The sequence below is a fragment of the Pseudoruegeria sp. SHC-113 genome, from assembly GCF_025376885.1.
Classification (GTDB): domain Bacteria; phylum Pseudomonadota; class Alphaproteobacteria; order Rhodobacterales; family Rhodobacteraceae; genus Pseudoruegeria.
In genome coordinates this window covers 877,568-904,019 of record NZ_JAHUBR010000001.1, presented here as the reverse complement: position 1 = coordinate 904,019, position 26,452 = coordinate 877,568, and the positions used below count along the sequence as shown (strand labels likewise).

At 64.4% G+C, this 26,452-nt stretch carries 27 protein-coding genes; 9 read left to right on the top strand and 18 right to left on the bottom strand.

Annotated elements, in window-relative coordinates:
• Positions 1–54: 54 nt before the first annotated feature.
• Positions 55–906 carry an aminoglycoside phosphotransferase family protein gene (locus KVX96_RS04500; RefSeq protein WP_261193086.1) on the top strand — a complete coding sequence of 284 codons (852 nt, stop codon included), beginning with the start codon at positions 55–57 and terminating at the stop codon, positions 904–906.
• Between the two features lie 215 nt (positions 907–1,121).
• On the opposite strand, the gene KVX96_RS04495 is transcribed toward KVX96_RS04500, so the two are convergent.
• From KVX96_RS04495 to KVX96_RS04475, 5 genes are all read right to left on the bottom strand, one after another.
• Entirely contained in the window at positions 1,122–1,433 is a 312-nt protein-coding gene (locus tag KVX96_RS04495) for a hypothetical protein (protein WP_261193085.1), read from the bottom strand.
• A 147-nt stretch (positions 1,434–1,580) separates the two neighbouring features.
• On the bottom strand, positions 1,581–2,048 hold the full coding sequence (gene nusB / locus KVX96_RS04490) for a transcription antitermination factor NusB (protein ID WP_261193083.1): 468 nt from the start codon (positions 2,046–2,048) through the stop codon (positions 1,581–1,583).
• Positions 2,045–2,593 (bottom strand): 6,7-dimethyl-8-ribityllumazine synthase, encoded by a 549-nt coding sequence (locus tag KVX96_RS04485; protein WP_261193081.1) that lies wholly within the window; start codon positions 2,591–2,593, stop codon positions 2,045–2,047. Before KVX96_RS04485 ends, nusB begins: the two co-directional genes overlap by 4 nt.
• Positions 2,593–3,696 (bottom strand): 3,4-dihydroxy-2-butanone-4-phosphate synthase, encoded by a 1,104-nt coding sequence (gene ribB / locus KVX96_RS04480; RefSeq protein WP_261193079.1) that lies wholly within the window; start codon positions 3,694–3,696, stop codon positions 2,593–2,595. The genes KVX96_RS04485 and ribB overlap by 1 nt, the downstream gene beginning before the upstream one ends.
• Entirely contained in the window at positions 3,693–4,307 is a 615-nt protein-coding gene (locus KVX96_RS04475; RefSeq protein ID WP_261193077.1) for a riboflavin synthase, read from the bottom strand. The genes ribB and KVX96_RS04475 overlap by 4 nt, the downstream gene beginning before the upstream one ends.
• A gap of 249 nt (positions 4,308–4,556) precedes the next feature.
• Here KVX96_RS04475 and KVX96_RS04470 point away from each other — a divergent pair, with 249 nt between their 5' ends.
• The 3 genes from KVX96_RS04470 (at position 4,557) to KVX96_RS04460 (ending at position 9,142) form a co-directional block, all read left to right on the top strand.
• Entirely contained in the window at positions 4,557–5,849 is a 1,293-nt protein-coding gene (locus KVX96_RS04470) for a capsule biosynthesis protein (protein WP_261193075.1), read from the top strand.
• Between the two features lie 154 nt (positions 5,850–6,003).
• Positions 6,004–7,071: a polysaccharide biosynthesis/export family protein gene (locus KVX96_RS04465; RefSeq protein WP_261193073.1), complete on the top strand. Its 1,068-nt coding sequence runs from the start codon at positions 6,004–6,006 to the stop codon at positions 7,069–7,071.
• A gap of 4 nt (positions 7,072–7,075) precedes the next feature.
• Positions 7,076–9,142, top strand: a complete 2,067-nt coding sequence (locus tag KVX96_RS04460) for a capsular polysaccharide biosynthesis protein (protein WP_261193072.1) — start codon at positions 7,076–7,078, stop codon at positions 9,140–9,142.
• Between the two features lie 75 nt (positions 9,143–9,217).
• Here the strand turns inward: KVX96_RS04460 and ribD are convergent, their stop codons facing one another.
• From ribD to KVX96_RS04440, 4 genes are all read right to left on the bottom strand, one after another.
• Complete coding sequence (ribD, locus tag KVX96_RS04455) at positions 9,218–10,318, bottom strand: bifunctional diaminohydroxyphosphoribosylaminopyrimidine deaminase/5-amino-6-(5-phosphoribosylamino)uracil reductase RibD (RefSeq protein ID WP_261193071.1); 1,101 nt, start codon at positions 10,316–10,318, stop codon at positions 9,218–9,220.
• Positions 10,319–10,322: 4 nt separating this feature from the next.
• Positions 10,323–10,790: a transcriptional regulator NrdR gene (gene nrdR / locus KVX96_RS04450; protein ID WP_261193070.1), complete on the bottom strand. Its 468-nt coding sequence runs from the start codon at positions 10,788–10,790 to the stop codon at positions 10,323–10,325.
• 100 nt (positions 10,791–10,890) lie between these two features.
• Positions 10,891–11,310: a secondary thiamine-phosphate synthase enzyme YjbQ gene (locus KVX96_RS04445; RefSeq protein WP_261193069.1), complete on the bottom strand. Its 420-nt coding sequence runs from the start codon at positions 11,308–11,310 to the stop codon at positions 10,891–10,893.
• Positions 11,311–11,314: 4 nt separating this feature from the next.
• Complete coding sequence (locus tag KVX96_RS04440) at positions 11,315–11,755, bottom strand: hypothetical protein (protein WP_261193068.1); 441 nt, start codon at positions 11,753–11,755, stop codon at positions 11,315–11,317.
• Positions 11,756–12,008: 253 nt separating this feature from the next.
• Between KVX96_RS04440 and KVX96_RS04435 the strand changes: the two genes are divergently transcribed.
• Positions 12,009–12,809, top strand: a complete 801-nt coding sequence (locus KVX96_RS04435) for a family 16 glycosylhydrolase (RefSeq protein WP_261193067.1) — start codon at positions 12,009–12,011, stop codon at positions 12,807–12,809.
• A gap of 6 nt (positions 12,810–12,815) precedes the next feature.
• Here the strand turns inward: KVX96_RS04435 and KVX96_RS04430 are convergent, their stop codons facing one another.
• From KVX96_RS04430 to KVX96_RS04410, 5 genes are all read right to left on the bottom strand, one after another.
• Positions 12,816–13,313, bottom strand: coding sequence for a hypothetical protein (locus tag KVX96_RS04430; protein WP_261193066.1), 498 nt, complete (start codon positions 13,311–13,313; stop codon positions 12,816–12,818).
• A 73-nt stretch (positions 13,314–13,386) separates the two neighbouring features.
• Complete coding sequence (locus KVX96_RS04425; protein ID WP_261193065.1) at positions 13,387–14,190, bottom strand: hypothetical protein; 804 nt, start codon at positions 14,188–14,190, stop codon at positions 13,387–13,389.
• A 59-nt stretch (positions 14,191–14,249) separates the two neighbouring features.
• Positions 14,250–14,933 carry an ABC transporter ATP-binding protein gene (locus KVX96_RS04420; RefSeq protein WP_261193063.1) on the bottom strand — a complete coding sequence of 228 codons (684 nt, stop codon included), beginning with the start codon at positions 14,931–14,933 and terminating at the stop codon, positions 14,250–14,252.
• Complete coding sequence (locus tag KVX96_RS04415) at positions 14,926–16,212, bottom strand: lipoprotein-releasing ABC transporter permease subunit (RefSeq protein ID WP_261193062.1); 1,287 nt, start codon at positions 16,210–16,212, stop codon at positions 14,926–14,928. Before KVX96_RS04415 ends, KVX96_RS04420 begins: the two co-directional genes overlap by 8 nt.
• 159 nt (positions 16,213–16,371) lie before the next feature.
• The gene (locus tag KVX96_RS04410) at positions 16,372–17,088 is read right to left on the bottom strand and encodes a ThuA domain-containing protein (RefSeq protein WP_261193061.1); all 717 of its coding nucleotides are present in this window, start codon (positions 17,086–17,088) and stop codon (positions 16,372–16,374) included.
• A gap of 162 nt (positions 17,089–17,250) precedes the next feature.
• Here KVX96_RS04410 and KVX96_RS04405 point away from each other — a divergent pair, with 162 nt between their 5' ends.
• From KVX96_RS04405 to nadC, 4 genes are all read left to right on the top strand, one after another.
• Positions 17,251–17,727, top strand: a complete 477-nt coding sequence (locus KVX96_RS04405) for a potassium channel family protein (RefSeq protein WP_261193060.1) — start codon at positions 17,251–17,253, stop codon at positions 17,725–17,727.
• A 137-nt stretch (positions 17,728–17,864) separates the two neighbouring features.
• A complete protein-coding gene (gene nadA / locus KVX96_RS04400; protein WP_261193059.1) occupies positions 17,865–18,914 on the top strand; it encodes a quinolinate synthase NadA in 1,050 nt (349 codons plus the stop codon).
• A 25-nt stretch (positions 18,915–18,939) separates the two neighbouring features.
• Positions 18,940–20,502, top strand: a complete 1,563-nt coding sequence (locus tag KVX96_RS04395) for an L-aspartate oxidase (protein WP_261193058.1) — start codon at positions 18,940–18,942, stop codon at positions 20,500–20,502.
• A complete protein-coding gene (gene nadC / locus KVX96_RS04390) occupies positions 20,499–21,356 on the top strand; it encodes a carboxylating nicotinate-nucleotide diphosphorylase (protein ID WP_261193057.1) in 858 nt (285 codons plus the stop codon). Before KVX96_RS04395 ends, nadC begins: the two co-directional genes overlap by 4 nt.
• 300 nt (positions 21,357–21,656) lie before the next feature.
• Here the strand turns inward: nadC and tuf are convergent, their stop codons facing one another.
• The 4 genes from tuf to rpsL all read right to left on the bottom strand — a co-directional run bounded on the left by tuf (position 21,657) and on the right by rpsL (position 25,919).
• A complete protein-coding gene (gene tuf, locus KVX96_RS04385; RefSeq protein ID WP_261193032.1) occupies positions 21,657–22,832 on the bottom strand; it encodes an elongation factor Tu in 1,176 nt (391 codons plus the stop codon).
• Positions 22,833–22,922: 90 nt separating this feature from the next.
• Positions 22,923–25,040, bottom strand: a complete 2,118-nt coding sequence (fusA, locus tag KVX96_RS04380) for an elongation factor G (protein WP_261193056.1) — start codon at positions 25,038–25,040, stop codon at positions 22,923–22,925.
• Between the two features lie 24 nt (positions 25,041–25,064).
• On the bottom strand, positions 25,065–25,535 hold the full coding sequence (gene rpsG, locus KVX96_RS04375) for a 30S ribosomal protein S7 (protein ID WP_261193055.1): 471 nt from the start codon (positions 25,533–25,535) through the stop codon (positions 25,065–25,067).
• A gap of 12 nt (positions 25,536–25,547) precedes the next feature.
• Positions 25,548–25,919, bottom strand: a complete 372-nt coding sequence (rpsL, locus tag KVX96_RS04370; protein WP_042456862.1) for a 30S ribosomal protein S12 — start codon at positions 25,917–25,919, stop codon at positions 25,548–25,550.
• Positions 25,920–26,452: the final 533 nt, after the last annotated feature.

Sequence of the window (26,452 nt, the reverse complement as noted above, 5' to 3'; positions counted from 1 at the left end):
TGCCCCGGAACCAAATTGACAGCGCCTGCCCCCGCGTGCTCGGATCAATGTGCCATGACAGCCCTGATCCCCTCCCTCCCGGAGCTGCCCCGCGATTGGGGCATCCAATCTCCAAAGCATGTGGCCCGGACGGATATTGCGGATGTCTACCGGGTCCAAAGCCGCTGGGGGCCTGCCGCGCTTAAACTGTTCAAGGCGAGGAATTCGCGCAACGAGGGGCGTGCGCCGCATTGGCTTGAGGCCATGAAAGGGCCCGGCGTTGTGCGCTGCCTTGCGCATGAGCCGGGGATCGTTCTGCTGGAATGGCTGGAAGGCCCCGCCCTTGGTGACATCTGTCGGCAAGGGGCCGATCGCCTCGCGGATCTCGAACTCGCCGAACTGGCCCAGCGCCTGCTTTCCCGCCGCACACCGGAGCAAGCCGATTTCCCCGATCACGCCAGTTGGTGCAAGGCCCTGTGGGCCTATGAGCCGCAAGCGTGGTGGCAGCCGGAAGATGTTGCCGCCCTAAAGACGGCGAAAGCCCTGGCCCGCCATCTGTTGGACACCGCCCCCACGCCCCACCTGCTGCACGGCGATCTGCACCATGACAACGTCATCCGAACGGATGCGGGCTGCGTGGCGATCGATCCGAAGGGGCTTTGGGGCGATCCGGCCTTTGAACTTGCCAATGCCTTTCGCAACCCGAAGGGGTTTGAAGGCCGGCTGATGCCGGCGTGTCAGGCTGGCCGACTGGAGCTTTTTGCCCGCACCACCGGGCTGGAGGCCGAACGGCTCGCGGGCTGGGCCATGGTGAAATGCCTGCTGTCGTCCGTGTGGGCGCGCGAGGATCGCACCCTTGTGCGGTTCAATCTGGATGTGTTTCAGACGCTGCGAAACGCTTTTGCCGATCTGCGCCTGCTTCCGTGATCTGCAGGCGCTTGGCAAAGCAGCGCGCGCACCCTATGTAGATCAGCGGCGGGTGCTGCCCTTCTCGTAAACATAGGTTCAATTCCGGTGGCCTTAAGCAAATCCGAGGGAGCTGGCTCTGGCACGGTCCTGGCCGCGTTATCTGGCGCCCACCTGTTCACACAGGTCCTCGGGAATTCGTCAACCTCTACGGCTGCGTTTGCGGGCCCGCCACTTTACCGCTTCTGACGCGTCTCCACCGGCACCGGCACGGGATTTGGCGCCATGAGCGGCAGCGCATCGCGCTTGCCGCCGGTGTCATCGTCCTCATCGGCCATGCGCATGATGGCGATGCCGAATTGCACGCCGGAAAAGACGATCCCGTTAAAGAGCACCATGAGCGCCACCGCCATCCAGCCGATGTCGGAATGGGTGACGAGATGCCAGAGGTTGGCCACGTTGAACCAGAGCAGGATCGCCACGAAGAGCGCGGCGATGCCGAAACCGATCAGGGAATGGGTGATATACAGGCGCACAAGGGCGGGCATGGGAACCTCCGGCAACGGGTAACGCTGATAGAGGATAGGCCATCGCGCTTGTCTGCCAAGGGCGCAAGGCGCCGCAGGCGGCGCCGGTTTCATGCCTCCGGCGGGGATATTTGGGGAACAAAGTGGGGGCCCGGGAGGGGCGCCCCTTCAGAAAGCTTCGGGCTTGGCTTCGCGGGCCATGTGATCGAGCACGGCGTTGACGAACTTCGGCTCGCGGCCTTCCGGGTAGAAAGCTTTGGCCACGTCGACAAATTCGGTGATCGCGACGCGTGGCGGGGTGTCGCCCTTGGTGAGCTCGGCCCCGGCGGCGCGGAAGAGCGCGCGCAGGGTGGGGTCGATCCGGTCGATCGGCCATTTCGCCACGAGGGCGCGGTCCGTCATCTGGTCGATCTTGGCCTGGTAGTTGACGGCATTGTCCATCAGGAAGCGGAAATGGCTGAGATCGCCTTCCGCCATTTCACCCTCTTCATAGACGGCACCAAAGCGGTGATCTTCGAACTCGCGCATCACCTTCTCGGCGGTCTGCCCGGCGCTTTCCATCTGAAACAGCGCCTGCACGGCATAGAGCCGGGCGGCGGATTTCATCTGGCGTTTCTGATCGGATTTGGCGCTCATGCTGGTTTGGATCCGCTGCTTTGCTCGGCGATGCGGATCTCCTCGCTTTGCGGGCGGAATCCGATGCCTTTGGTCTGGGCGCCCCATTTGCGCGAAAGCGCGATCAGATGCAAGGCCGCAGCCGCCGCGCCGCCGCCTTTGTTTTGCTGATCGGTGGCCGCGCGCACGATGGCCTGCGCTTCGTTCTCGACGGTCAGGATACCGTTGCCGATGCACAGGCCCTGCAGGCCCAGAAGCTGGATCGCGCGGGAGCTGTCGTTGCAGACGGTTTCGTAATGGGTGGTTTCGCCGCGGATCACGCAGCCCAGCGCCACGTAACCGTCGAAATTCGCCTGCCTGTCGGCGATGCCGATGGCGGTGGGGATCTCCAGCGCGCCGGGGACTTCGATCAGCTCCCAGCTGCCGCCCACGGCCTCGATCTCGGCCTTGGCACCGGCCACCAGATCATCGGCGATTTCCTTGTAGTAGGGCGAAACGACGACCAGCAGTTTCACCGGCTTCTCAAAGCGCGGGCGCTCCAGAACGTAATGCGAAATACCAGCCATCAGCCGCGCTCCATCGGGATCTTGCGGGTGTCGGTGATCGAAAGCCCATAAGCCTCCAGCCCGACGACCTTGGGTTTCGGGGAATTGGTGAGCAGCACGATCTCGGAGAGGCCGAGGTTGCTCAGGATCTGGGCACCAAGCCCGTATTGCTTGAGCGTGGTCGAGGTGACGACATCGTCCTTCTCAAGCTTCATGTGCAGATCACGCAGCAGCACAACAACGCCGCGGCCCTCGCGGGCCACTTCGCGCATCGCATCGCCGAACTCAGCAGCCCGCCCGGCCGCGCCCGTGCCGACAACATCGAGCAGCGGATCGAGCGTGTGCATGCGGGTGAGCACCGGGCCGGGGGCGGTGATGTCGCCCTTGATCAGGGCGATGTGTTCGGCACCCATGGTTTTGTCGGTGAAGATCTTCATCTGCCACTCGCCGCCGTATTCCGAGGTGATCGGGTGATCGGAGGAGATTTCCACGAGGTTGTCGTGGCGGCGGCGGTAGGCGATCAGATCCTCGATGGTGCCGATCTTGAGCCCGTGCAGCTGCGCGAAGCTCACCAGATCGGGCAGGCGCGCCATGGTGCCGTCTTCGTTCATGATCTCGCAGATCACGCCAGAGGGGTTGAGCCCGGCGAGCCGGCTGATGTCCACCGCGGCTTCGGTATGGCCAGCGCGCACCAGCACGCCGCCGTCGCGCGCGCGCAGCGGGAAGACATGGCCCGGCGTGGCGATGTCGGCCCCGGTCTTGCCGGCGTCGATGGCCACGGCCACGGTGCGGGCGCGGTCATGGGCGGAGATGCCGGTGGTCACGCCTTCGCGGGCTTCGATGGAGATGGTGAAGGCGGTTTCGTGGCGCGAGGAGTTGTAGTTTGCCATCAGGGGCAGGCCCAGCGCGTCGATGCGATCCTCGGTGAGGGTGAGGCAGATCAGACCACGGCCATGGGTGGCCATGAAGTTGATCGCTTCCGGCGTTGCCATCTGCGCGGGGATCACGAGATCGCCTTCGTTCTCGCGGTCCTCGGCGTCGACAAGGACAAACATGCGCCCGTTGCGGGCGTCTTCGATGATCTCCTCGATGGAGGAAATCGCATCATGAAATTCGGCGCTCATTGGGTGCCCCATTCGCGAAGCCGCGCCACGTAGCGGGCCATTGTGTCGATCTCGAGGTTCACCACGTCGCCGGCCTTGGCCGCGCCCCAAATGGTGACCTGTTTGGTGTGCGGGATGATGTTGACGCCGAAGGTGCAGCCCTCGACCTCGTTCACGGTGAGCGAGGTGCCGTTGAGCGCTACCGAGCCTTTCGGCGCAATGAATTTCGCCAGCGCTTCCGGCGCGCGGAAGGTGAAGCGGGTGCTGTCACCCTCGTCGCGGGTCTCGGTGATCTCGGCCACGCCATCCACATGGCCCGAGACGATGTGTCCGCCCAACTCGTCGCCCACTTTCAGCGCGCGTTCCAGATTGAGGCGGCCTCCGACCAGCCACTCGGAGCCCTGCGTGCCGATGTTGGTTTTCTCAACGCTCTCAGCGCTGATCTCCACGTCGAACCAGTTCTGCGGCTCCGTGCCCTTGGCGATCACCGTCAGGCAGACACCGTTGCAGGCGATGGAGGCACCGAGATCCACGCCCGACACATCATAAGCGGTGCCGATGCGCGCGCGCAGATCGCCGCGCTGCTCCAGCTCCAGAATGCGGCCGACATCGGTGATGATACCCGTGAACATGGGGCGCTCCTTCCTGAGGGCGAAATCCTGCGCCTGACGTAGCGGCTCCCCACAGGTGACGCAAGGGGGCGGGGCGGGGCCAACGTGACGGCATTTATAGCGGTTCGGTAAAATTGATGCAGGATTGATATACTTGTTTCGCCATATTTATGACAGTTTGAGCGTTCATTCTGGCGGGTGAGTTCCCCGTTGGGTAAATGTTTTCGTGTAGATGCAATGCGGGTGCAGCCGCGCATCATGTGAGGGACTATGGGACGCAACCTCGTCACCGATCGCAGGTTTCTATTCCTGCAGGGGCCGCATGGGCCCTTTTTCCACCAGCTCGGCAAGATGCTGCGGCTGGCGGGGGCCGAGGTCTGGCGGGTGGGCTTCAACCAGGGCGATCGCGCCTTCTGGTTCCATGGCGCAAGCTACATCCCTTTCCGCGACAGTCAGGAGCAATGGCCCGCACGCTTCCGCCAAATCTTGGCCGAGAAGCAGATCACGGACATCGCTCTTTACGGCGACACGCGCCCGATCCATGCGCAGGCGGTGGAAATCGCCGAAAGCCTTGGCATCACCGTGCATGTCTTCGAGGAAGGCTACCTGCGCCCCTACTGGGTGACCTATGAGCGCGGCGGCAGCAACGGCCATTCGCGCCTGATGGAGATGAGCATCCCGTCCATGCAGGAAGCGCTCGCGCAATCGGATGTGGATGTGCCCGAGGCCCCTGCCCATTGGGGTGACATGCGCCAGCACGTGTTCTACGGCGCGCTCTACCATTACTTCGTGATGCTGCGAAACGGCGAGTACCGCAATTTCCGCCCGCACCGCGCCCTGCCCGTCACCCGCGAATTTCAGCTCTACTTCCGCAGGCTCCTGCTGATGCCCGCGCTCTGGGCGGATCGCGTGATCGCCACCACGAAGATCAAGACGGGCGGCTTTCCCTATCACCTCGCATTGCTACAGCTTGAGCATGACTCCAGCTTCCAGATGCACAGCCCGTTTTCCTCCATGAGTGAGTTCCTCGCGCTGGTGATCGAGGGCTTTGCCGACGGCGCGCCGGGCCATCATCACCTCGTGTTCAAGGCGCATCCGCTGGAAAACGGGCAAGTGCCGATTCGCAAACAGGTGAAGGATCTGGCCCGCGCCCATGGCGTGGCGGGCCGCGTGCATTACGTGCGCGGCGGCAAGCTGGCCCAGCTGCTGGATCACGCCCGCAGCGCGGTGACGGTCAATTCCACCGCCGCCCAGCAAGTGCTCTGGCGCGGGTTGCCGCTGAAAGTCTTTGGCGATGCCGTCTACTCCAAGCCCGAGTTCGTCTCGACACAGCCGCTAGCGGATTTTTTCGCCACGCCGGCGCGGCCCGATACCCGCGCCTACCGCGATTATCGCGACTACCTTCTGGAAACGTCGCAGGTTTCCGGCGGGTTCTACTCCAGCCGGGGGCGCAGGCAGCTGTTGCGCCAGATCGTGGATCTGATGCTCGCACCGCAGGATCCCTATGATGCGCTAAAATCCGGCAAAGCGGCTCCTCGGCAACAGTTGCGGGTTGTCACCTGAAGGCCACATTCATGCGACTGGATTTTAGAACGGGATTCTCGTAGTTTACGAAAAAAACTTGAGGCAGTGTTCATAATCGAGGAGCCCAACCGTGAAAAGTGTGGCGTCCAGCGTCGCTCGCGCAGCGGCATTCTGCTTGCTTTGTGCAAGCCTTGTGGGGTGTACGCTCCCACGTTCCGGCCCGAACAAGGAAGAAATCTACGAAGGCAGCGTCCAGCGGCAGGGCGATGCGTTCATCATCACCGTCAATGACCGCGTTACGCGCGCGACCTCGCTTGTCCCGGCCCTTGGCTTCTCGCAATCCTTCCAGAACGCAGGCGTTCTTGGGTCTGACACGATCAGCCCCGGCGATACGCTGGCGATGACGATCTGGGAAAACAGCGATGTGCCGCTTCTGGGGCAGGAAGGCGTGAACTTCACCCAGCTGGCCGAAGTGCAGGTGGATGGCTCCGGCCATATCTTCGTGCCCTACGCGGGCCGTGTGCGGGCCGCAGGCAACACGCCCGAAGCCCTGCGCCAGATCATCACCGAGAAGCTGGATACCCAAACCCCCGACCCGCAGGTGCTGATCACGCGTGCCGCGGGCGATGGCTCGACCGTTTCCGTCGTAGGCGGCGTGGCTGGCCAAGGTGTCTACCCGATCGAGCGCCCCTCGCGCACGCTCTCAGGCATGCTCGCACAGGCCGGTGGCATCACCACCGAGCTTGAGATCACGCAGGTGAACGTGATCCGTGGCGGCAAGACCGAACGCATCTGGCTCACTGATCTCTACAAGAACCCCCATATGGACATCGCCCTGCGCAACGGCGATCGCATCGTGGTGGAGGAAGACACCCGCGATTTCACCGTGCTTGGCGCAACAGGGGCCCAGAGCCGCGTGCCCTTTGAGACCCAGACGATCTCGGCCATCGAGGCGCTGGCGCTCGTGGGCGGCCTGAACTCTAACCTTGCCGACCCGACGGGCGTGTTCGTCATGCGCAACGAGCCGGCGGAGATCGCCAACACCGTGCTCGGCCGCAGTGATCTGCAGGGCGCGCAGCGCATGGTCTACGTGCTGAACCTGACAGAGCCCAACGGCATGTTCATGGCGCGGGATTTCGTGATCCGCGAGGATGACACCGTCTACGTGACCGAAGCGCCCTACGTACGCTGGCAGAAAACCTTCAACGCCGTTGTCGGGCCGGTCAACACCACCGCCTCGCTCTCTCAGCTGGCCAACTAGGCCCGTGCCGCAAGGCTATGACGATCCCAAAGCCGCCGGGGGGGACACCGCCCGGCGGCTTTTCGTTTACAACGGCGGCTTTCTGACTCAGCGACGGGTGCGGCGCATTCTTGAGCTGTCCGGCAATAAGGTGGCGCTGGGAAAACCCGGCGAGGCCGACCTTGTGGGCGTCTGGGGCCAGAGCCCGACCGCGCCGCGCGGCGAAGGCGTGGCGGCGCGCACGGGCAACCCGATCCTGCGGGTGGAAGACGCCTTCCTGCGCTCCGTCAAACCGGGGCGCGATGGCGAGCCGCCGCTGGGTCTCGTGCTGGATCAAACCGGCGTGCATTTCGACGGCCGCACCCCCAGCGATCTGGAAACCCTGCTCGCTACTCACCCGCTGGACGACACCGCCCTGCTGGACCGCGCCCGCGCCTGCGCCGCGCAGCAGGCCGCCGCGCATCTCTCCAAATACAACGCTTTCGACCCGGCCACGCCGGTGCCCGAGGCCCCCTATGTGCTGGTGCTGGACCAGACCCGCGGCGATGCCTCGCTCACCGCCTGCGGGGCCGATGTGGCCACCTTCCGCGACATGCTCGTCACCGCGCAGCTCGAACATCCCGGCCTGCCCGTCTACGTCAAGACGCACCCCGAAACGGCGCAAGGCCACCGGCAAGGCCATTTCGATGCGCGAGACGCCTCTGCCCGCGTGCATCTGCTCTCGGATCCCGTCTCGCCCTGGGCGCTGATGGAGGGCGCGGTGGCCGTCTATACCGTCTCCTCGCTCATGGGGTTTGAGGCGATCTATGCCGGGCATAGGCCCGTGGTGTTCGGCCAGCCCTTCTACGCGGGCTGGGGGCTGACGGATGATCGCATGCCCGTGGCCCGCCGCAGCCGTTCGCTCACCCGCGCGCAGCTCTATGCCGGGGTGATGCTGCTGTACCCCAAGTGGTACGATCCCTTTGGCGACAGGCTCTGCGACCTCGAAGAGGTGCTCACCACCCTGCCCGCGCTGGCCCGCGCGTGGCGCGAGGATCGCCGAGGTTGGGTCGGCACAGGGATCCGCCTCTGGAAGCGCAAGCCCTTTCAGCTTTTCTTCGGCACACAGGCCTCGCTGCGTTTTCAGGGCGCCCCCGACAAGGCGCTTGCACAGGCGCAGGCCTTGGACCGCCCGCTCATGGGCTGGGCCGGGAAGGTCACGCCCGAGTTGGAAAGCGCCGCCCATGCCGCGCAGGTTCCGCTTGCCCGTGTGGAGGATGGCTTCCTGCGGTCCAAGGGGCTCGGCGCGGAGCTGATCCCGCCGCTCTCGCTGGTGCTGGACGATCTCGGCATCTACTACGATCCCCGCCGTGAAAGCCGCCTTGAACGCCTGATCGCGGCCTCAGAACAGCTCCTCCCGGAAGGTGTGGCCCGCGCCGAGGCGCTGCAGGCGCGCATCCTGAAGGCCGGGCTCAGTAAGTACAACCTTACTGCCCCCCCCCTGCCCCCGCTGCCCGAAGGCCACCGCATCCTTGTGCCCGGACAGGTAGAGGATGACGCCTCGATCCGCACCGGCACGCAAACTGTGGCCAGCAACCTCGCCCTGCTGGAAGCCACCCGCGCCGCCAACCCGGAAGCCGTGATCCTCTACAAACCCCACCCGGACGTGGAGGCCGGGCTGCGGCAGGGCGCGGTGGCGGAGGCCGATCTGGCCCGCCTCGCCGATGCCGTGCTGCGGGAGGCTGATCCGGTGGCGCTTCTAAAGGAGGTTAAGGAGGTCTGGACGATGACCTCGCTGCTCGGGTTCGAAGCGCTGCTGCGTGGGGTACCCGTCACCTGCCTTGGCACGCCATTTTACGCGGGCTGGGGGCTGACGCAGGATCTGGGCGAGGTGCCTGCACGGCGTAAGGCGCGGCCCGCGCTTTCGGGGCTGATCCACGCCGCGCTGATTGACTACCCGCGCTACTGTGATCCCATAACTGGCCTGCCCTGCCCGCCTGAAGTGATCGTGGCCCGGCTCGCCGCAGGCGATCTGCCGCGCCCCGGCCCTTTCAATCGGAGCCTTTCGAAATTGCAGGGCCTCTTTGCCAGCCGTGCGTATCTCTGGCGGTAAGCAATGCTTGGGTGAAATGGGCTGCCCCGCCCGATGAGGGCGGTCGCGGGCTGCCCGGCACGCCACCGGGCAGAGTCAGTCGGCTTTGTCGACCCGATGCCAGACATGCATCACATCGCCCCCCACAGCACGGCTTTCCTGCAAGGCAAAACGCGGCGCTTCGGCCAGGCGCTCCACGCCCATGGCCCCCAGCGAGGGCCGCCCCTCCGCACCCAGCGCAACGCCCGCTGTGAAGCCCACCAGCCTATCCACCAGACCCGCGTTCAGCAGCGAGGCCGCAAAGGCCCCGCCGCCCTCACAGAACACCCGCGTCAGCCCACGCTCGGCCAACGCCTGCAGAAGCGCCGGAACCGAAAGCTCGCGGTTGGGCGCAACCTCGACCTCAATCGTTTCCGCGCCCAGCGACTGCCACGCCTGCACATCCGCCACTGCCGCATCGCGCCCGTGCAAGAGCCACACCGGCACCTCCCGCGCGGTCCGCGCGAGTTGCCCGTCCTGCGGCAGATCGAGCCTGCGCGAGGCCACGATGCGCACCGGCTGATGCGCCACGCCCAGCCCGCGCACCGTGAGCCCGGGATCATCCGCCCGCGCCGTGCCGCCGCCCACAAGAACCGCGTCATGGATGGCACGCTCGGCATGTACCAAGCGGCGCGCCTCGGGCCCGGTGATCCACTGGCTTTCGCCCGTTGCCGTGGCGATACGGCCATCGAAAGAGCTGGCAAGCTTGAGCGTGACGAGGGGCCGGTTCTGCTCCACCCGCAGAAGGAACCCGAGGTTCGCCGCGCGGGCCTCTTCCGCCAACACGCCGGTGACAACCTCGATCCCGGCCGCACGCAGCATGGCATGGCCCCGGCCCGCGACGCGGGGGTCACTGTCTTCCAGCGCACTAATCACACGGGCCACCCCCGCCTCGATCAGCCCCTCAGCGCAGGGTGGCGTCTTGCCGTGATGGGAACAGGGCTCAAGCGTAACGTAAGCGGTCGCGCCGCGGGCCAGATCGCCCGCCTGTGCCAGCGCCACTCGCTCGGCATGGGGCCGGCCGCCCGGCTGGGTGAACCCGCGCCCGACGATGCGCCCGTCGCGCACCAGCACGCAGCCCACAGCCGGGTTCGGCCAACAGCGCCCCAGCCCCCGCGCCGCCAAGGTGAGCGCGAGCCGCATGTACCGGATGTCCATCAGGCTATTCTTCCGGCTGTGAAGGCGGACGCAGCTCGTGCACGAAATCCTCGAAATCATCCGCAGCCTGGAAGTTCTTGTAAACGCTGGCAAAGCGCACATAGGCGACGGTGTCGATCCGGGCGAGGGATTCCATCACGATCTCGCCGATCGTCTTGGAGGAAATGTCGGTATCGCCCATGCTTTCGAGCCGCCGTACGATGCCGGAGATCATCTGATCCATCCGCTCCGGCTCAACCGGGCGTTTCTGCAGCGCGATACGGATCGAACGCTCCAGCTTGTCGCGGTCGAAATCCTCGCGGCGGCCATTGGATTTGATCACCACCAGATCGCGCAGCTGCACCCGTTCATAGGTTGTGAACCGCCCGCCACAGGCCGGGCAAAACCGCCGCCGCCGGATCGCAACATGATCCTCTGCCGGGCGGGAATCTTTCACCTGAGTATCGATATTACCGCAAAACGGGCAGCGCATGGCCTCTCCCTTGAAGTGCTTTTAGAGTTATCCACAGGCACTATAGGCGCTCCCCAACAGTTTGGGTAGGGGGCATTTGCCACCCCCAGATGAGGGGCGCTTAAGGGGAGATATGGCCAAAGATCTGGCGGGTGTGCTGGGCGGTGCGGTGCTCGAACAGGTAGATCCCCTGCCATGTGCCAAGCACCATTTGGCCGCCCGAAATCGGGATCGAGAGGCTCACCGGCATCATCGCCGCCTTGATATGCGCGGGCATGTCGTCCGGGCCCTCATAGGTGTGGCGCAGGTAGGCCATGGAAGGATCGCTCGTCGGGGGCACCAGCCGGTGAAAAAAGGCCTGCAGATCGCCCTGCACCTCGGGATCGGCGTTTTCCTGGATCAGGAGCGAACAGGAAGTGTGGCGCACGAAGAGCGTGAGCAGCCCTGTGGATGGCCCCGAGCTTAGAAAGCCCCGCACCTCGCGCGTGACTTCATAGAGCCCCGGGCCATTGGTCCGGAGCTCGAAGTTTGTCTGGGTCACCCCATCAGTCCCGCAGCATGGCCGCGCGCGTCTGGCAGGTGAAGCGCGCGTGTTCGGCACCCCAGTTCTCGCCCACGCGGTTGATGGACATCGTCAGCCGCGACGGCAGCACGCTGGCGCGCTGGCTCAGCTCCGGGCTGGGATCGACGGTATAGCCGATGGCGTTGCGGCCAGAGCGGAATTCGGCCGGGCCGATCGGTTTGCGCAGGTAGATGCGGGCCGTGCTGGGCACACCCAGCTTGCGCATGGCGTAATCGCCTGCGGCGCACCAGTAATCCGACGGGCCATTGGGCGATTGCTGCAGCACTTCGAAATCAACGGGGCGTGACGGGTTCGCGATCACCTGCAGCGAATTCTGAGCGATGAAGGCCGGCGGGCCGCTGCTGGTATTGCAGGCAGCCAATGCGGTCAATGCAACAAGGGCGGAAGCGGCAAGCGCTTTCATGTGAAATCTCCTTTGGGAGGCAATGCAATCACCGGCAACCCTAAAGCGCCGGAGCAAGTGCGTCCACGCCAAAGCGGGCAAAACCCTGTGAATGAAACAGGCAATTGGACGCGGAGCCAGCGGGGCACGGATCACACATTTTACACCGGGCCCGTGCGCGCGCGTTAACCAAGAATTAACGATCCTGTTTCGCCCCCAACGAGACGCCTTTAGGTTAATGGTTAACAAATCGTTAATCTGACACGGAGGCCTCATGAACCGCCTTCATACCGGGCTGGCTGCGCTGGCCCTGGCAGGATCACTCGCGCCGATGCCTGCGTCGCCGCTGCCCTCAGCCTCCGCGCCCGGCGCCGGGTTTATGGATCGCTTTCCGGCGCTCGACAGTACGGCTTGGAGCGTGGCGCATTACGATTTCAGCCACCCCGCCTTCGACACGGATTGGCGTCGTGGCAATTTGCGCGCGGCAGCCACGGGGCTTTCCCTCTCCCTGCGTCCGCACTCAGGCGGCGCGAACCGTTTCTCGGGGGCATCGCTGCGCCGCCATGCGCCAACGGGCTACGGGCGCTACGAGGTGGTGATGCGGACGGCCCGTGGCGCTGGGTTGGTGACAGGATTTTTCACCTATACGGGGCCGGCCTACGGCAGCCGCCATGATGAGATAGACATCGAAATTCTGGGAAAATCGCCCGACCACCTCCATGCGGCCTGGTTTGTTGATGGCAAATTGCAGAGCCGTCGCATCCCGCTTGGCTTTGATGCCTCCGAAGGGTTCAACCACTATGCGTTCGACTGGCATCCGGGTTTCATCGCCTGGCAGGTCAACGGACGGGAGGTTCTGCGGATCAACGCCCGCGACGGACACGCGCTGCCCGAGGTGCCGGGACGGCTCTTCGCCAATATTTGGGCGGCCGATCCCAGCATCGCCGATTGGGCCGGCCACGCAGCGCCCGACACGGAAGCGCGCGCCGTGATCCGCTGCATTGCCTTCAGTCCAGCAAGCCCAGATGGGCGCGCGCCCCGGCCGTCTTGCAGCGGGCCCTCTCCAACGAGTTGACGGGCGTCAGTCGAAGAAGAAGGGGTTGATCGGGCGGCAGACTGTCTGAGCGGCGGCGGCGTGGCGGTTTTCACCGACGCGTTTGACCGAGAAATTGTAGCTGTCTGGCAAGGCCTCTCCTGCGGCTTGCAACTCGGCACTTGGAGCAAAGGTGAAAGTCGTCGCCTTGCGCCCGGATACAAAGCGGCTCCCGCCTTCCGGCTTGGCGACGTAAATGCGCGTGTTGCCGCCGCGCCCGAGGCCCATGGCCACGTAATCGCCCGCTGCGCACCAATAGTCGGAGGCACCGGAGCGGCCAGAGGGCAGGATCTCAAACTGGCCGGGCACCTGCGGGTCGGGGATCGCCGTGAAGCCGTTGCGCGTTACGTAGGTGCCGCCACGCGCCCCGACGTTGGTGCTAACGGCCACGCCAGTGCCGTTGCTGCCGCTGGTGCCCACGGCCACGTTACACCCCGCCAGAACAGCCAGTGCCAACCCGGCCACGATCCCTGTTTTCACGCGCATGGAACCCTCCCACCAATGAAACCTCGTGATTTCATCAGCCTAGCGAGGCAAATGGCCAGTGGCAACGCATGGCTTACCCACCGCTGGCATTGGCCTTGAGGTAATCCCGAACAAAGGCATCCGCCACGCGCAGGATGGAGCCATATTCCGTCGCGTCAGGGGTATCGGCGGAGTAGCCTGCCGACATGGCCCAAGTGCCGGCAACGAGCTTGATACGAATGTCCCGCGTCAGCAGCACCGTCTGGCTCAGGCTGGCAAAGACAGAGTACCAGCAGCCGGTGTCGGGGTTGGTGCGGCTGAAATAGACATTGAGCTTCGGCTGGCCGGGAGTCTGCTCCATCTCTTCTTCCGTGAGAAGCCTGATGCCCGCAGCCTTGAACCGGCTTTCAAAAGCCGCTTGCAGACCGCCGCCGAAATCCCCCTCAAACCCTTCCGGCGCTTTGAGGCCGCGCAGGTTGACATGAACACCGGGCAAACCCGCTAGGGCGTCGATCTTTTCGGACAGGCGCAGCCGTTCAGGGTCAAACCCCAGCAGCACCTCGGAGTCAGTGTGCTGGCAAATGCGGGGCGCTTCCGGGTGTTCGGCGGATTGCCCCCTTCTGGCGGCATGCAGATCGAGCAGGCCGAACAGCCGGTAGACGCCGCGCTTGTCCAGCGGCTCAAACAGGCGGCTGGTGTAGCTGCGCCGGGTTTCGCAGCTGGCCCCATCGGGGCAATTCTGCCCACTGTGCTCGATATGTTCCCAGAGGATCCAGAACCGTTCCTGCGGCTCCAGCGGCTGGGCAGAGGCCCCGCCGCCCCCCAAAAGCATCACGAGGCCGACGGCGATCAGCCATCGGTGAACGGAAAAACGGCAACGCGAAATGGCAAAGGGCACGAACAGGGCCTCCAGACAGGATTCGCCGCCCAGTCTCCGATACCCGCTTTAAGAAAGGCTTACGCGGAAACGAGTTCGCCCGCTTCTAGCCGCACCACGCGGTCCATGCGCGCGGCGAGATCGAGGTTGTGCGTGGCGATCAGTGCGCCGAGCCCGGTGCCGGCGGCCAGTTCCATCAGCGCTGCAAACACCTGATCCGACGTGCCCGGATCAAGGTTGCCGGTGGGCTCATCGGCCAGCAGAACGCGGGGGCTGTTGGCCAGCGCGCGGCAGAAGGCCACCCGCTGCTGCTCGCCGCCTGAAAGCGCGGCCGGGCGGTGCTCCATGCGCTCTGACAGCCCGACGCGACCCAGAAGATCCGCCGCCCGCGCCGCGGCGGCGCGCTGGCTCACGCCGTTGGCAAGCTGCGGCAGGATGATGTTCTCGGCGGCCGTGAACTCCGGCAGCAGGTGGTGGAACTGGTAGACAAAGCCCAGATCGGCGCGGCGCACGGCGGTGCGGCGGCGATCGCTCTGGCCCTGCATGGCCTGCCCCGCGATGCGCACCTCGCCCGCGTCTGGCGTGTCCAAAAGCCCGGCGATGTGCAGCAGCGTGGATTTCCCGGCCCCGGAGGGGGCCACAAGCGCCACCACCTCGCCGGGGTTCAGCACCAGATCAGCCCCGCGCAGCACCTGCACCTCACCGGCCTCACCGCGCTTGTAAACCTTTGTGACGCCTGACAATTCCAGTAGCGGCTCACTCATAGCGCAGGGCCTCCACCGGGTTCATCCGCGCCGCGCGGCGGGCGGGAAAGAGGGTCACGAAGAAGGATAGGAACAGCGACAGGCTGATGGCCGAGAGCACATCGCTCAGGCGCAACTCGGCGGGCAGGTAGTAGATGCCGCGGATCGAGGGATCCCAGACACCGCCGCCCGACAGGTAGTTCACCGCCGAGAAGATCGGATCGATGTAGATCGCGAAGAGGCAGCCGAGGATCACCCCGGCCAGCGTGCCGATCAGCCCGGTTGAGGCCCCGCAGATGAAGAACACCCGCATCACCGAGCCCTCGGTGAGCCCCATGGTACGCAGGATGCCGATGTCGCGGCCCTTGTTCTTCACCAGCATGATCAGGCCGGAGATGATGTTCATCGAGGCGATCAGCACGAGGATCGACAGGATGATGAACATCACGTTGTCCTCCACGTCGAGCGCGCGCAGGAAGGAGCCGGAGGAATCCTTCCACGTCCAGACAAGGGCGCGATCCCCGGCGGCCTCCACGATGGCGGGCAGCAGCTTTTCAATGGTTTCCGGGCTCTGCACCATCACCTCAAGCTCATCGGCCACGCCTTCGCGGTTGAAGTAGCTCTGAGCCTCGGCAAACGGCATGTAAACGCGTGTGGAATCAATGTCATAGCGGCCTGCGGTGAAGACGTAGACGACCTCGTAGACATTCACGCGCGGGCTGGTGCCGAAGGCGGTGCGCACGCCATTGGGGGAGATCAAGGTGATGTTGTCGCCCAGCATGAGCCCCAACTCGCGCGCGACGCCGGAGCCGATGGCCACGCCCTCGTTGAACCGGGTGATATCGCCCTCGCCCGTCTCCGGGTCCGCCACGCGGGGGATGCCAAGCAGATCCTCCTCCGAGATGCCGAAGACAATCACGCCGGTGTTGCTGTTGCGGGCATTGGCCATGACCTGCCCTTTTACCAGCGGCGCAACGCGCGTGACGCCCGCAACGCCGCGCACGTCCTCGGCCTTCTCGGCGTAATCGGCCATGGCGCGGCTCGTCACGCCGGTGTCGGAGATTTCAAGCGCGTTGTAGACGGTGACGTGGGCATTGGCACCGAGGATCGTATCGACGAATTCGGTGCGGAAGCCCGAGCGCACGGCGAGCGTGGCGATCAGGGCGAAGACCGCGAGCGTGATGCCAACGAGCGAGATCCACGTCATGACGCTGACGCCCCCTTCGGCGCGCTTGGCACGCAGGTAGCGCCAGGCGATCATCCATTCGAAACGGGCGAAAGGGGGCGGTGTGGCGGCCAAACCTGTGCTCCTGAAGCGGCTTTCGCGCCAAGGCGCGCTGTGGCGGCACCCTGCGCAAATGGGGGCGAAAAGGTCAAGCGGGCGGCGCGGGTTTCGCCGCCCACTGCGCGCCGCGCGCCACAAGTGGCGGCTTTTTGCTGGCAGACAGGCGGCCTGCGCCTAAAGGTGGTTCCCCGGCGAAGCAAACTGCGCCACATCGCCCCCGGCAGCTTCGGCTTTGCCCTCGGCGGCCCAGAGCAGCCCGCGGCGGATCATCTCCTGTGCGGGGCCGTGATCGATCACATTGGCCTTGTGGCCGAGCGCATTGTAGTAGACGCGCCCCAGCCCCCAGCGCTTTGTCCAGGCCACGGGCATCTCCACCGGGCCGTTGGGGCTGTGATACCAGGTCACGGCCGGGAAACGCGTGGTGGCCAGCACTTCGTTGGCCGGGTCCACATGCAGGTAATACTGCTCGCTCTCCACGTCGAAATCGCCAATCCCGGCCACCAGCGGCGAGGAACTGTTGGCCATCGTCACCCGGTAGCGCACACCATCGCCGCCCGGATGCGCCACCCAGTTGCCGCCCGTCATGAACTGCCAGAGCGTATTGTTGCGGAAGGCATCGCACATGCCGCCGTGCACGCCCGCAAGCCCGGTGCCCCGCGCCACGGCCTCCGAGACGTTCTGCACGGACTCCTTGGCGATCTCGCTCATCGTCCAGACAGGCACGATCAGATCCAGTTCCTGCAGCGCCGTGCCATCGGCGAGGCAGTCGAGCGTGTCATGCAGCGCGATCTCGAAGCCCTCGGCCTCCAGCATACCGCGAAACAACCGGGCGACCTGCTCCGGCTCATGGCCCTCCCAGCCGCCCCATGTGATCAATGCCTTGCGCGCCATTGCCGCCTCCCCTCTTTGATTGTCCGCATCAATGTAATCGATTTCATTTTCAGCGTCACTAGCCGTTTCACGCCCTGCGGCCTGCTCTGGGGTCTCCCGTCTTGAGCCTCCCTCCCCATGCGCATAGGCTGGCCCGAACCAAAAGGGAGGCCGCCCGAAACCATGCTGAATCAACTGTTCTGGGGATCGGTGATCCTGTCGGCCTGCGCGGTGATCCACGTGATGTTCATCGCCGGGGCCGTGCCGGTGACGATCGACATCGCCCGCCGCGTGGCCCGGATGCGCCCAATGGTACGCATCTCGCTGATCGTGGGCGGAGCCTTCCTCTTCCTCGTGCTGGCCCATACGGTACAGGTCTGGCTCTGGGCCTTTGCGCTGATGAAAATGGGCGCGCTAGGCACCACGTCGGATGCCGTTTACTTCTCTCTCGTCACCTACACGACGCTCGGCTACGGCGACATCGTGCTGGAACCGGGCCACCGCATCTTCGGCGCCTTCGCCTCCGTCACCGGGCTTCTGACCTTCGGCGTCTCCACCGCCTTCCTCGTCAGCCTGATGAGCCGCGTGCTGCCCGATGCCTTCCGCGATGAGCAAAAGCAGATGCACCCGAAGGCGAATTGGCAGAGCGAGGAACGCTGAAAGCTAACCAGACGGTCAGAAATCCAAGGAAAACAGGCCGAAAACGCGGCGAAACGCGCTCCTGTGACAGTTTGATGTAGCCACTCGCCCCGGAAGCGGATAAGCGAAAGCCCCGAACGCGCAGAGGAGGGCCGCACGTGCTGGACCTGAGCCAAGCCGGTGCCGAACTGGCCAAGCATTACGATCTTGCCCCGTCCATCGAGAAGGCGGAGGCAACGCAGGCGATTTACGAGAAGATGGATCGCGTCGTTTCGCCCGCCGATTGGGCGATCTACGCGCCCTATGTGATCGAGATCAACCGCCTCAAGAAAGAGCGCAACGCGGTGATCCTCGCCCATAACTACATGACGCCCGAGATCTACCACGGCATCGCCGATTTCGTGGGGGACTCGCTGCAGCTCGCCATCAAGGCCACCGAGGTCGAGGAAGAGGTGATCGTGCAATGCGGCGTGCATTTCATGGCCGAGACTTCCAAGATCCTGAACCCGGCCAAAACGGTGCTGATGCCCGACATGGCGGCTGGCTGCTCGCTGGCCGAAAGCATCACGGCGGCAGGCGTGGAAGAGATGCGCGCGAAATACCCCGGCGCGCCCGTGGTAAGCTACGTCAACACCACCGCCGAGGTGAAAGCCGCCTCCGACATCTGCTGCACCTCCGCCAATGCCGTGCAGATCGTGGATGCGATGGAGTCTGACACCGTCATCATGACGCCCGATCAGTATCTCGCGCAGAACGTGGCGAACCTGTCGAAGAAAAAGGTCGTCTATTGGCCGGGCTCCTGCATCGTGCACGAGCTCTACACCCCGGAAGATCTGCGCGCCTACCGCGAGTTGCAGCCCGAGGTGAAGATCATCGCGCACCCGGAATGCACGCCCGCCGTGGTGGCCGAGGCCGATTTCACCGGCTCCACCTCCGGCATCATCAAATGGGTCGAGGACAACCGCCCCCAAGAGGTGATGCTCGTTACCGAGTGCTCCATGGCCTCCAACATCGCCGATGAGCTGCCGGACGTGAATTTCGCCAAACCCTGCAACATGTGCCCCTACATGAAGAAGATCACGCTGGAAAAGGTGCTCCACGCGCTGCACACGATGGAAGGTGCCGTGGAAGTGGACGCCGAGGTGGCCGAGAAGGCCCGCCTGTCGGTCGAGCGGATGATCGATCTCAGCCGCGAACTGGGCCTCTAGGGCCTCAGCGGGAGACATCGGGGGAATGGCCACGCACACCGATCGCATCGTGATCGTCGGCGCCGGGATCGGCGCGCTTTACGCGGCGCTCAAACTGGCACCGCGCCCGGTTCTCGTCATCTCGCCCGATCCGCTGGGCCAGGGCGCAAGCTCGGCCTGGGCGCAGGGCGGTGTGGCGGCGGCCATGGCGGCAGCCGACAGCGCCGAAAGCCACGCCACCGATACGCTGGGCGCCGGCGCGGGCACGGTGGACCCGGAGGTCGCCCGCTTCGTCACGCATGCCGCGCGCGACCACATCCTCGATCTCACCACGCTGGGCACGCCCTTTGACCGCGACGAAAACGGCCAATATGTGCTCTCGCTGGAAGCCGCCCACAGCTACGCACGCGTGGTACGGGTAAAGGGCGATCAGGCGGGCCGCGAGATCATGGAAGCGCTGATCGCTGTCACGCGGGAAACGCCCTCGGTGCAGGTGCTTGAAGGCGTTCTGGCCACCGGCATAGAAACCGAAGTGGGCCGCGCCACCGGTGTCTGGCTGCAAAGCGCCGATCCGGCGACGCCCACGGCCTCTGCTCTACTCACGGCCCCAGCGATCCTGCTCGCCGGCGGCGGCTCCGCCGGGCTCTACGCGCTCACCACCAACCCGCCGCGCATCCGCGGGCAGGTGATCGGCATGGCCGCGCGAGCGGGCGCGGTGATCTCGGATGCGGAATTCGTGCAATTCCACCCGACCGCCATCGACATAGGCGAAGACCCGGCCCCGCTCGCCACCGAAGCCCTGCGCGGCGAAGGGGCCACGCTGGTGAACGCCGCCGGCGAGCGCTTCATGCTGGCCGAGCACCCCAAGGCCGAACTGGCCCCGCGCGACATCGTCGCCCGCGCCATCTTCGCGCAAACGCAAGTCGGCAAACGCCCGATGCTCGACTGCCGGGAGGTCTTCGCCAAGGAGGGCCTCGCCCGCTTCCCCGCCGTGGCCGAGGCCTGCGCGCGCGCCGGGCTGGATCCGCTCACCACACCGATCCCCGTCGCCGCCGCCGCGCACTACCACATGGGCGGGATCGACACCGATCTCTCCGGCAAAAGCTCCCTGCCCGGCCTCTGGGCCTGCGGCGAGGCGGCCTCCACAGGGCTGCACGGCGCCAATCGGCTGGCCTCCAACGGGTTGCTCGAAGCTCTCGTCTTCGCCCGCGCCTGTGCGCTCTCCATCGCAGAGGCGCTGCCCGATGGCCCTCAGACAGCAGCCCCCGTGGCGCTTGCCCTGCCCCCGGCCTCTGCGCCTGAAACAGAGGCCGCCATTACCACCCTGCGTACCTCCCTGACGGTCCATGTCGGCGTAGTCCGCACGGCAGACGGGCTGCGCAAGGCGCTCGCCACCCTCGCCGAGCTGCAAAGCACCGCGCAGGATGAGAGCCTGAAGAACATGCTGGCCACCGCCACGCTGATCACGGCCGCCGCCTGGCAGCGCCGCGAAAGCCGGGGCGGGCACTTCCGCGCCGATTTCCCCGAGGCCGACCCGGCCCAGGCACAGCGCAGCCGCCTGACGCTTGCAGATGCCATAACCCTCCAAGCCGAGGCCCTGTCCCGATGACCCTTCAGAAAACCGGCCCCCTGCCCGACCTGATCCTCGAGCCCATGATCCGCGCCGCGCTGGCAGAGGATCTGGGCCACAACGGCGACATCACCACGCGCACCGTGATCCCCGAAGGCCTGCGCTACACCGCCAGACTCAACAGCCGCGAGGTTGGGGTTGTTTCGGGCATGCAGGTGGCGGCGCTGGCCTTCCGCCTCTTTGACCCCATGCTGCAAGTGGCCATCGTGAAAGCCGACGGCAGCCCCTGCGCGCCCGGCGACACGCTGATGACCATCGAGGGCAGCGCCGCCTCGATCCTCTCGGCCGAACGCGTGGCCCTAAATTTCGCCGGCCGCATGGCCGGGATCGCAACGCTCACCGCCGCTTTCGTTGCTGAGACGCACGGCACGCAGACGCGCATCACCTGCACACGCAAAACCACCCCCGGCCTGCGCCTCTTCGAGAAACAGGCCGTGCTGCATGGCGGCGGCTTCAACCACCGTTTTGGCCTCTCGGATGCAATCCTGATCAAGGACAACCACATCGCCGCCGCCGGTGGCATCGCCCCAGTCTTGCGCGCTGCCAAGGCGCAGGCCTCCCATATGATCCGCGTGGAAATCGAGGTCGACACGCTCGAACAGCTCTATGAAGTGCTCGCCGAGGGCGGGGCCGACGTCGTGCTGCTGGACAACATGGACACCGCAACCCTCACGCAGGCCGTCATTGCCGTGGCTGGCCGCCTGAAAACCGAAGCCTCCGGCAACATGACCCTGCCCCGGATCGCCGAAGTCTCGGCAACGGGCGTGGACTACATCTCCTCCGGCGCCCTCACCCATTCGGTGAAGACCCTCGATCTCGGCCTGGACTTCTAAAGTCTTTCGCGAGGCTTTGCCCCGTACGCTGTTTCAAGCGGGGGCCAGCCCCCGCACGCAGGTTCAAGCGGGGGCCAGCCCCCGCACGCCGTTTCAAGCGGGGGCCAGCCCCCGCACCCCCGGGATACTTCGGGTCAGAAGATGGGGCCCCACTTTGTTCTGTAAATATCTCGGGGGAGGCACGCCGCGAGGCGTGGCGGGGGCAGAGCCCCCTCTTTTTTTGCCCACAACAAGCGCGCAGGCATGCAAAAAGGGCCGCTCCGAAGAGCGGCCCTTTTCTATTGGAGCGTCAGATCTCGCTTACGCGAGGATCTTGGACACAACGCCAGCGCCGACGGTGCGGCCGCCTTCGCGGATGGCGAAGCGCAGACCGTCTTCCATGGCGATCGGGGCGATCAGCTCAACGGTGAAGGAGATGTTGTCGCCCGGCATCACCATCTCGGTGCCTTCGGCCAGCGTCACCGTGCCGGTCACATCCGTCGTGCGGAAGTAGAACTGCGGGCGGTAGTTGGCGAAGAACGGGGTGTGACGGCCGCCTTCTTCCTTCGTCAGGATGTAGGCTTCGGCTTCGAACTTCGTGTGCGGGGTCACGGAGCCCGGCTTACACAGAACCTGGCCACGCTCGACGGCTTCACGGTCGATGCCGCGCAGCAGGGCGCCGATGTTGTCGCCGGCTTCACCGCGATCCAGCAGCTTGCGGAACATTTCAACGCCGGTACAGGTCGTCGTTTGCGTGTCCTTGATGCCCACGATCTCGATGCTGTCGCCCACGTTGATCACGCCGCGCTCAACACGACCGGTCACAACGGTGCCGCGGCCGGAGATCGAGAACACGTCTTCGATCGGCATCAGGAACGGCTGATCCACTGCGCGCTCGGGCGTGTCGATGTAGTCGTCGACGGCCTGCATCAGCTCGGCGATCTTCTCGGAACCGATGTTGTCGTCACGGCCTTCCAGAGCGGCCAGGGCGGAGCCTGCCACGATCGGGATATCGTCGCCCGGGTAGTCGTAGGAAGACAGCAGCTCGCGGATTTCCATTTCCACCAGCTCGAGCAGTTCCTCGTCGTCCACCTGGTCCACTTTGTTCATGAACACGACCATCTTCGGGATGCCAACCTGACGGCCCAGCAGGATGTGCTCGCGGGTCTGCGGCATCGGGCCGTCAGCAGCGTTCACAACCAGGATCGCGCCGTCCATCTGGGCAGCACCGGTGATCATGTTCTTCACGTAGTCGGCGTGGCCGGGGCAGTCCACGTGGGCGTAGTGACGGGCGTCCGTCTCGTACTCAACGTGCGCCGTGGAGATGGTGATGCCGCGGGCTTTCTCTTCCGGGGCGCCGTCGATCTCGTCGTAGGCTTTGAAGTCACCGAATTGCTTGGTGATCGCTGCGGTCAGCGTCGTTTTGCCGTGGTCAACGTGGCCAATGGTGCCGATGTTGACGTGCGGTTTCGTACGCTCAAACTTTTCCTTTGCCATGTGCAAAGCTCCTTTTCTGTGTCGGACGGCGGGGTGAGCCCCGCCCTACTTGGGGGTGGGTAGGGCGGGGTCAACCCCGCCACCCGGTTCTTATGCGTATTTCGCCTGGATCTCTTCGGAGATGTTGTTCGGCACCGGATCGTAGTGATCGAACTGCATCGAGAACTGCGCGCGGCCCGAGGACATGGAACGCAGCGTGTTGATGTAGCCGAACATGTTGGCCAGCGGCACGAAGGCGTTGATCGCAACGGCGTTGCCGCGCGGCTCCTGCCCCGTCACCTGACCCCGACGGGAGGTGAGATCGCCGATGATGCCACCGGTGTACTCTTCCGGCGTGATCACTTCGACCTTCATCACCGGCTCAAGCAGCTTGGCGCCGGCTTTGCGCATCCCTTCGCGCATGCACATGCGGGAGGCAATTTCGAAGGCCAGAACGCTGGAGTCCACGTCGTGGAACTTACCGTCGATCAGGGCAACCTTGAAGTCGATCACCGGGAAGCCGGCAAGCGGGCCGGAATCCATCACCGACTTGATGCCTTTTTCGACACCCGGGATGTATTCCTTCGGCACGGTGCCGCCCACGATGCGGGATTCGAAGGAGTAGCCTTCGCCCGGCTCGGTGGGGGTGATGATCAGCTTCACCTCGGCGAACTGGCCAGAGCCACCCGACTGTTTCTTGTGGGTGTAGGAGTGCTCCACCTCGTGACCGATGGTCTCGCGGTAGGCCACCTGCGGCGCGCCGATGTTGGCTTCCACTTTGAACTCGCGCTTCAGACGATCCACCAGGATGTCCAGGTGAAGTTCGCCCATGCCCTTCATGATCGTCTGACCGGATTCGAGATCCGTTTCGACGCGGAAGGACGGGTCTTCGGCGGCCAGACGGGCCAGACCCTGGGACATTTTCTCCTGGTCGTTCTTGGTTTTCGGCTCCACGGCGATTTCGATCACCGGCTCCGGGAAGGTCATCGTTTCCAGAACGACCGGGTCGTTGGTGGCGCAAAGCGTGTCACCGGTGGTCGTGTCCTTCAGGCCAGCCAGAGCGATGATGTCGCCGGCAAATGCCTCTTCGATCTCTTCACGGTTGTTGGAGTGCATCATCATCATACGACCGATGCGCTCTTTCTTGCCTTTGGTCGAGTTCGTGACGTTGTCGCCCTTGTTCATCTTGCCGGAGTAGATCCGGGTGAAGGTCAGGGAGCCCACGAAGGGGTCGTTCATGATCTTGAAGGCAAGGCCAGCGAAGGGCATGTCGTCGTCCGCGCGGCGGGCGATGTTACGCACTTCTTCTTCGTCGCCGGGCTTGAAGCCCATGTAATCCACCACGTCGAGCGGGCTCGGCAGGTAGTCGATTACGGCGTTCAGCAGCGGCTGCACGCCTTTGTTCTTGAAGGCAGAGCCCCCCAGAACCGGCACGAAGTGCAGGGCCAGCGTGCCCTTGCGCAGCAGTTTGCGCAGGGTCGGCACGTCGGGCTCTTCGCCTTCGAGGTAGGCTTCCATCGCGTCGTCGTCTTCTTCGACGGCGGCTTCCACCATTTTGCCGCGCCATTCGTCGGCCATGTCTTTCAGGCTGTCACGGATCGGAGCTTTGATCCAGCTTGCGCCGAGGTCATCGCCCTGCCAGAGCCATTCTTCCATGGTGACGAGGTCGATCAGGCCTTCCAGCTCGCTTTCGGCACCGATCGGGATACCAACCGGCACGGCGCGCGCGCCAGTGCGGTCTTCGATCATGCGAACGCAGTTGAAGAAGTCAGCGCCGATCTTGTCCATCTTGTTGACGAAGACCATACGCGGAACTTTGTAGCGGTCAGCCTGACGCCACACGGTTTCGGTCTGGGGCTCAACGCCGGCGTTGGCGTCGAGCACGCAGACGGCACCGTCGAGCACGGCGAGCGAACGCTCCACCTCGATCGTGAAGTCAACGTGACCGGGGGTGTCGATGATGTTCAGACGGTGCTTCGGCGTGTCTGCGGTTTGGCCATCTTCGGTGCGCTCCCAGAAGGTGGTCGTCGCAGCGGAAGTGATGGTGATACCGCGTTCCTGCTCCTGCTCCATCCAGTCCATCGTGGCTGCACCATCGTGCACCTCGCCGATGTTGTGGGATTTGCCGGTGTAGTACAGGATGCGCTCCGAGCAGGTGGTTTTGCCTGCATCGATATGCGCCATGATCCCGAAGTTGCGGTAGCGGTCGAGGGGATATTCGCGTGCCATGGGTTTTGTGTCCTTGGACGGTTGTTACCAGCGGTAATGGCTGAAAGCTTTGTTGGCTTCGGCCATCTTGTGAGTGTCTTCGCGCTTCTTGACCGCGGTGCCGCGGCTGTTGACAGCGTCCAGGAGTTCGCCGGCGAGGCGCTCTTCCATGGTGTTCTCGTTGCGGGCGCGGGCAGCGGTGATCAGCCAGCGGATCGCAAGAGCTTCGCGACGCTCGGGGCGCACTTCGACGGGCACCTGGTAGGTCGCACCACCAACACGGCGGGAGCGGACCTCAACGGAGGGCTTCACGTTGTCCAGCGCTTCGTGGAACACTTCCACCGGCGCTTTCTTCAGTTTGGCCTCAACGCGGTCGAAGGCGTTGTAGACGATCTTTTCGGCAACGCTTTTCTTGCCGTCGATCATCAGGTTGTTCATGAATTTGGTCAGCACGCGATCGCCATATTTGGCGTCGGGCAGCACTTCGCGTTTTTCAGCGGCGTGACGACGAGACATTCCGGGATCTCCTTACTTCGGACGCTTCGCGCCGTATTTCGAACGGCGTTGCTTACGATCTTTGACGCCCTGGGTATCCAGAACACCGCGCAGGATGTGGTAACGCACACCCGGAAGGTCTTTTACCCGGCCGCCGCGGATCAGAACCACAGAGTGCTCCTGAAGGTTGTGGCTTTCACCGGGGATGTAGGAGATCACCTCGAAACCGTTGGTCAGGCGGACCTTCGCAACTTTCCGCATAGCGGAGTTCGGCTTCTTCGGCGTGGTGGTGTAGACGCGCGTGCAGACGCCGCGCTTCTGCGGGCAAGCCTGCAGGTGCTGGGACTTCTGTCGCTTCACTTTCGGCTGCCGCGGCTTGCGGATCAGCTGTTGAATCGTTGGCATGCACAATCCTCTTGTTGCATGGTGTCAATACTCGCCTCAAACCCTGAGGCGCTGCTTCTCGACAGCGTCTTGCCCCCATGACAAAACGCCAATACCGCATACGCCCCTTCGAAACGTCCGGGACGAACACGGTCAGATGACAGAGGATCGGGGCCTTGGCCCGGATCATGACCACTCAAGTTTAGGCTTTCGCAAGCAAACGGGGCACGGGGCCCCTGCCTGAGTGACGCGCGATTTAATGGGAGTCGGGCGGGATGTCAACAGAGCCCCCCGGTTTGGCCGCTTCCCCGCGGGCCATGGCCGGGTGCCGCAACGTCACCAAGAGTGGGCGGTTCAAATTGCCCTCAAATTGTCCAGATTCATCCCAACAAACGCCCCGGCCCGCCACCTAGATGAGGCTGTGCAGAGTTAATCAGTTTTCGGAGTAATGGTATGGTCGGGGTTCTTTCCTCCAGCTTGTTGAAGGGTGCCCACTCATCACACCCGTTACAAGGCCTGGGCGTTGGGGAAGATGGAAAGAATACAGGAAAAGC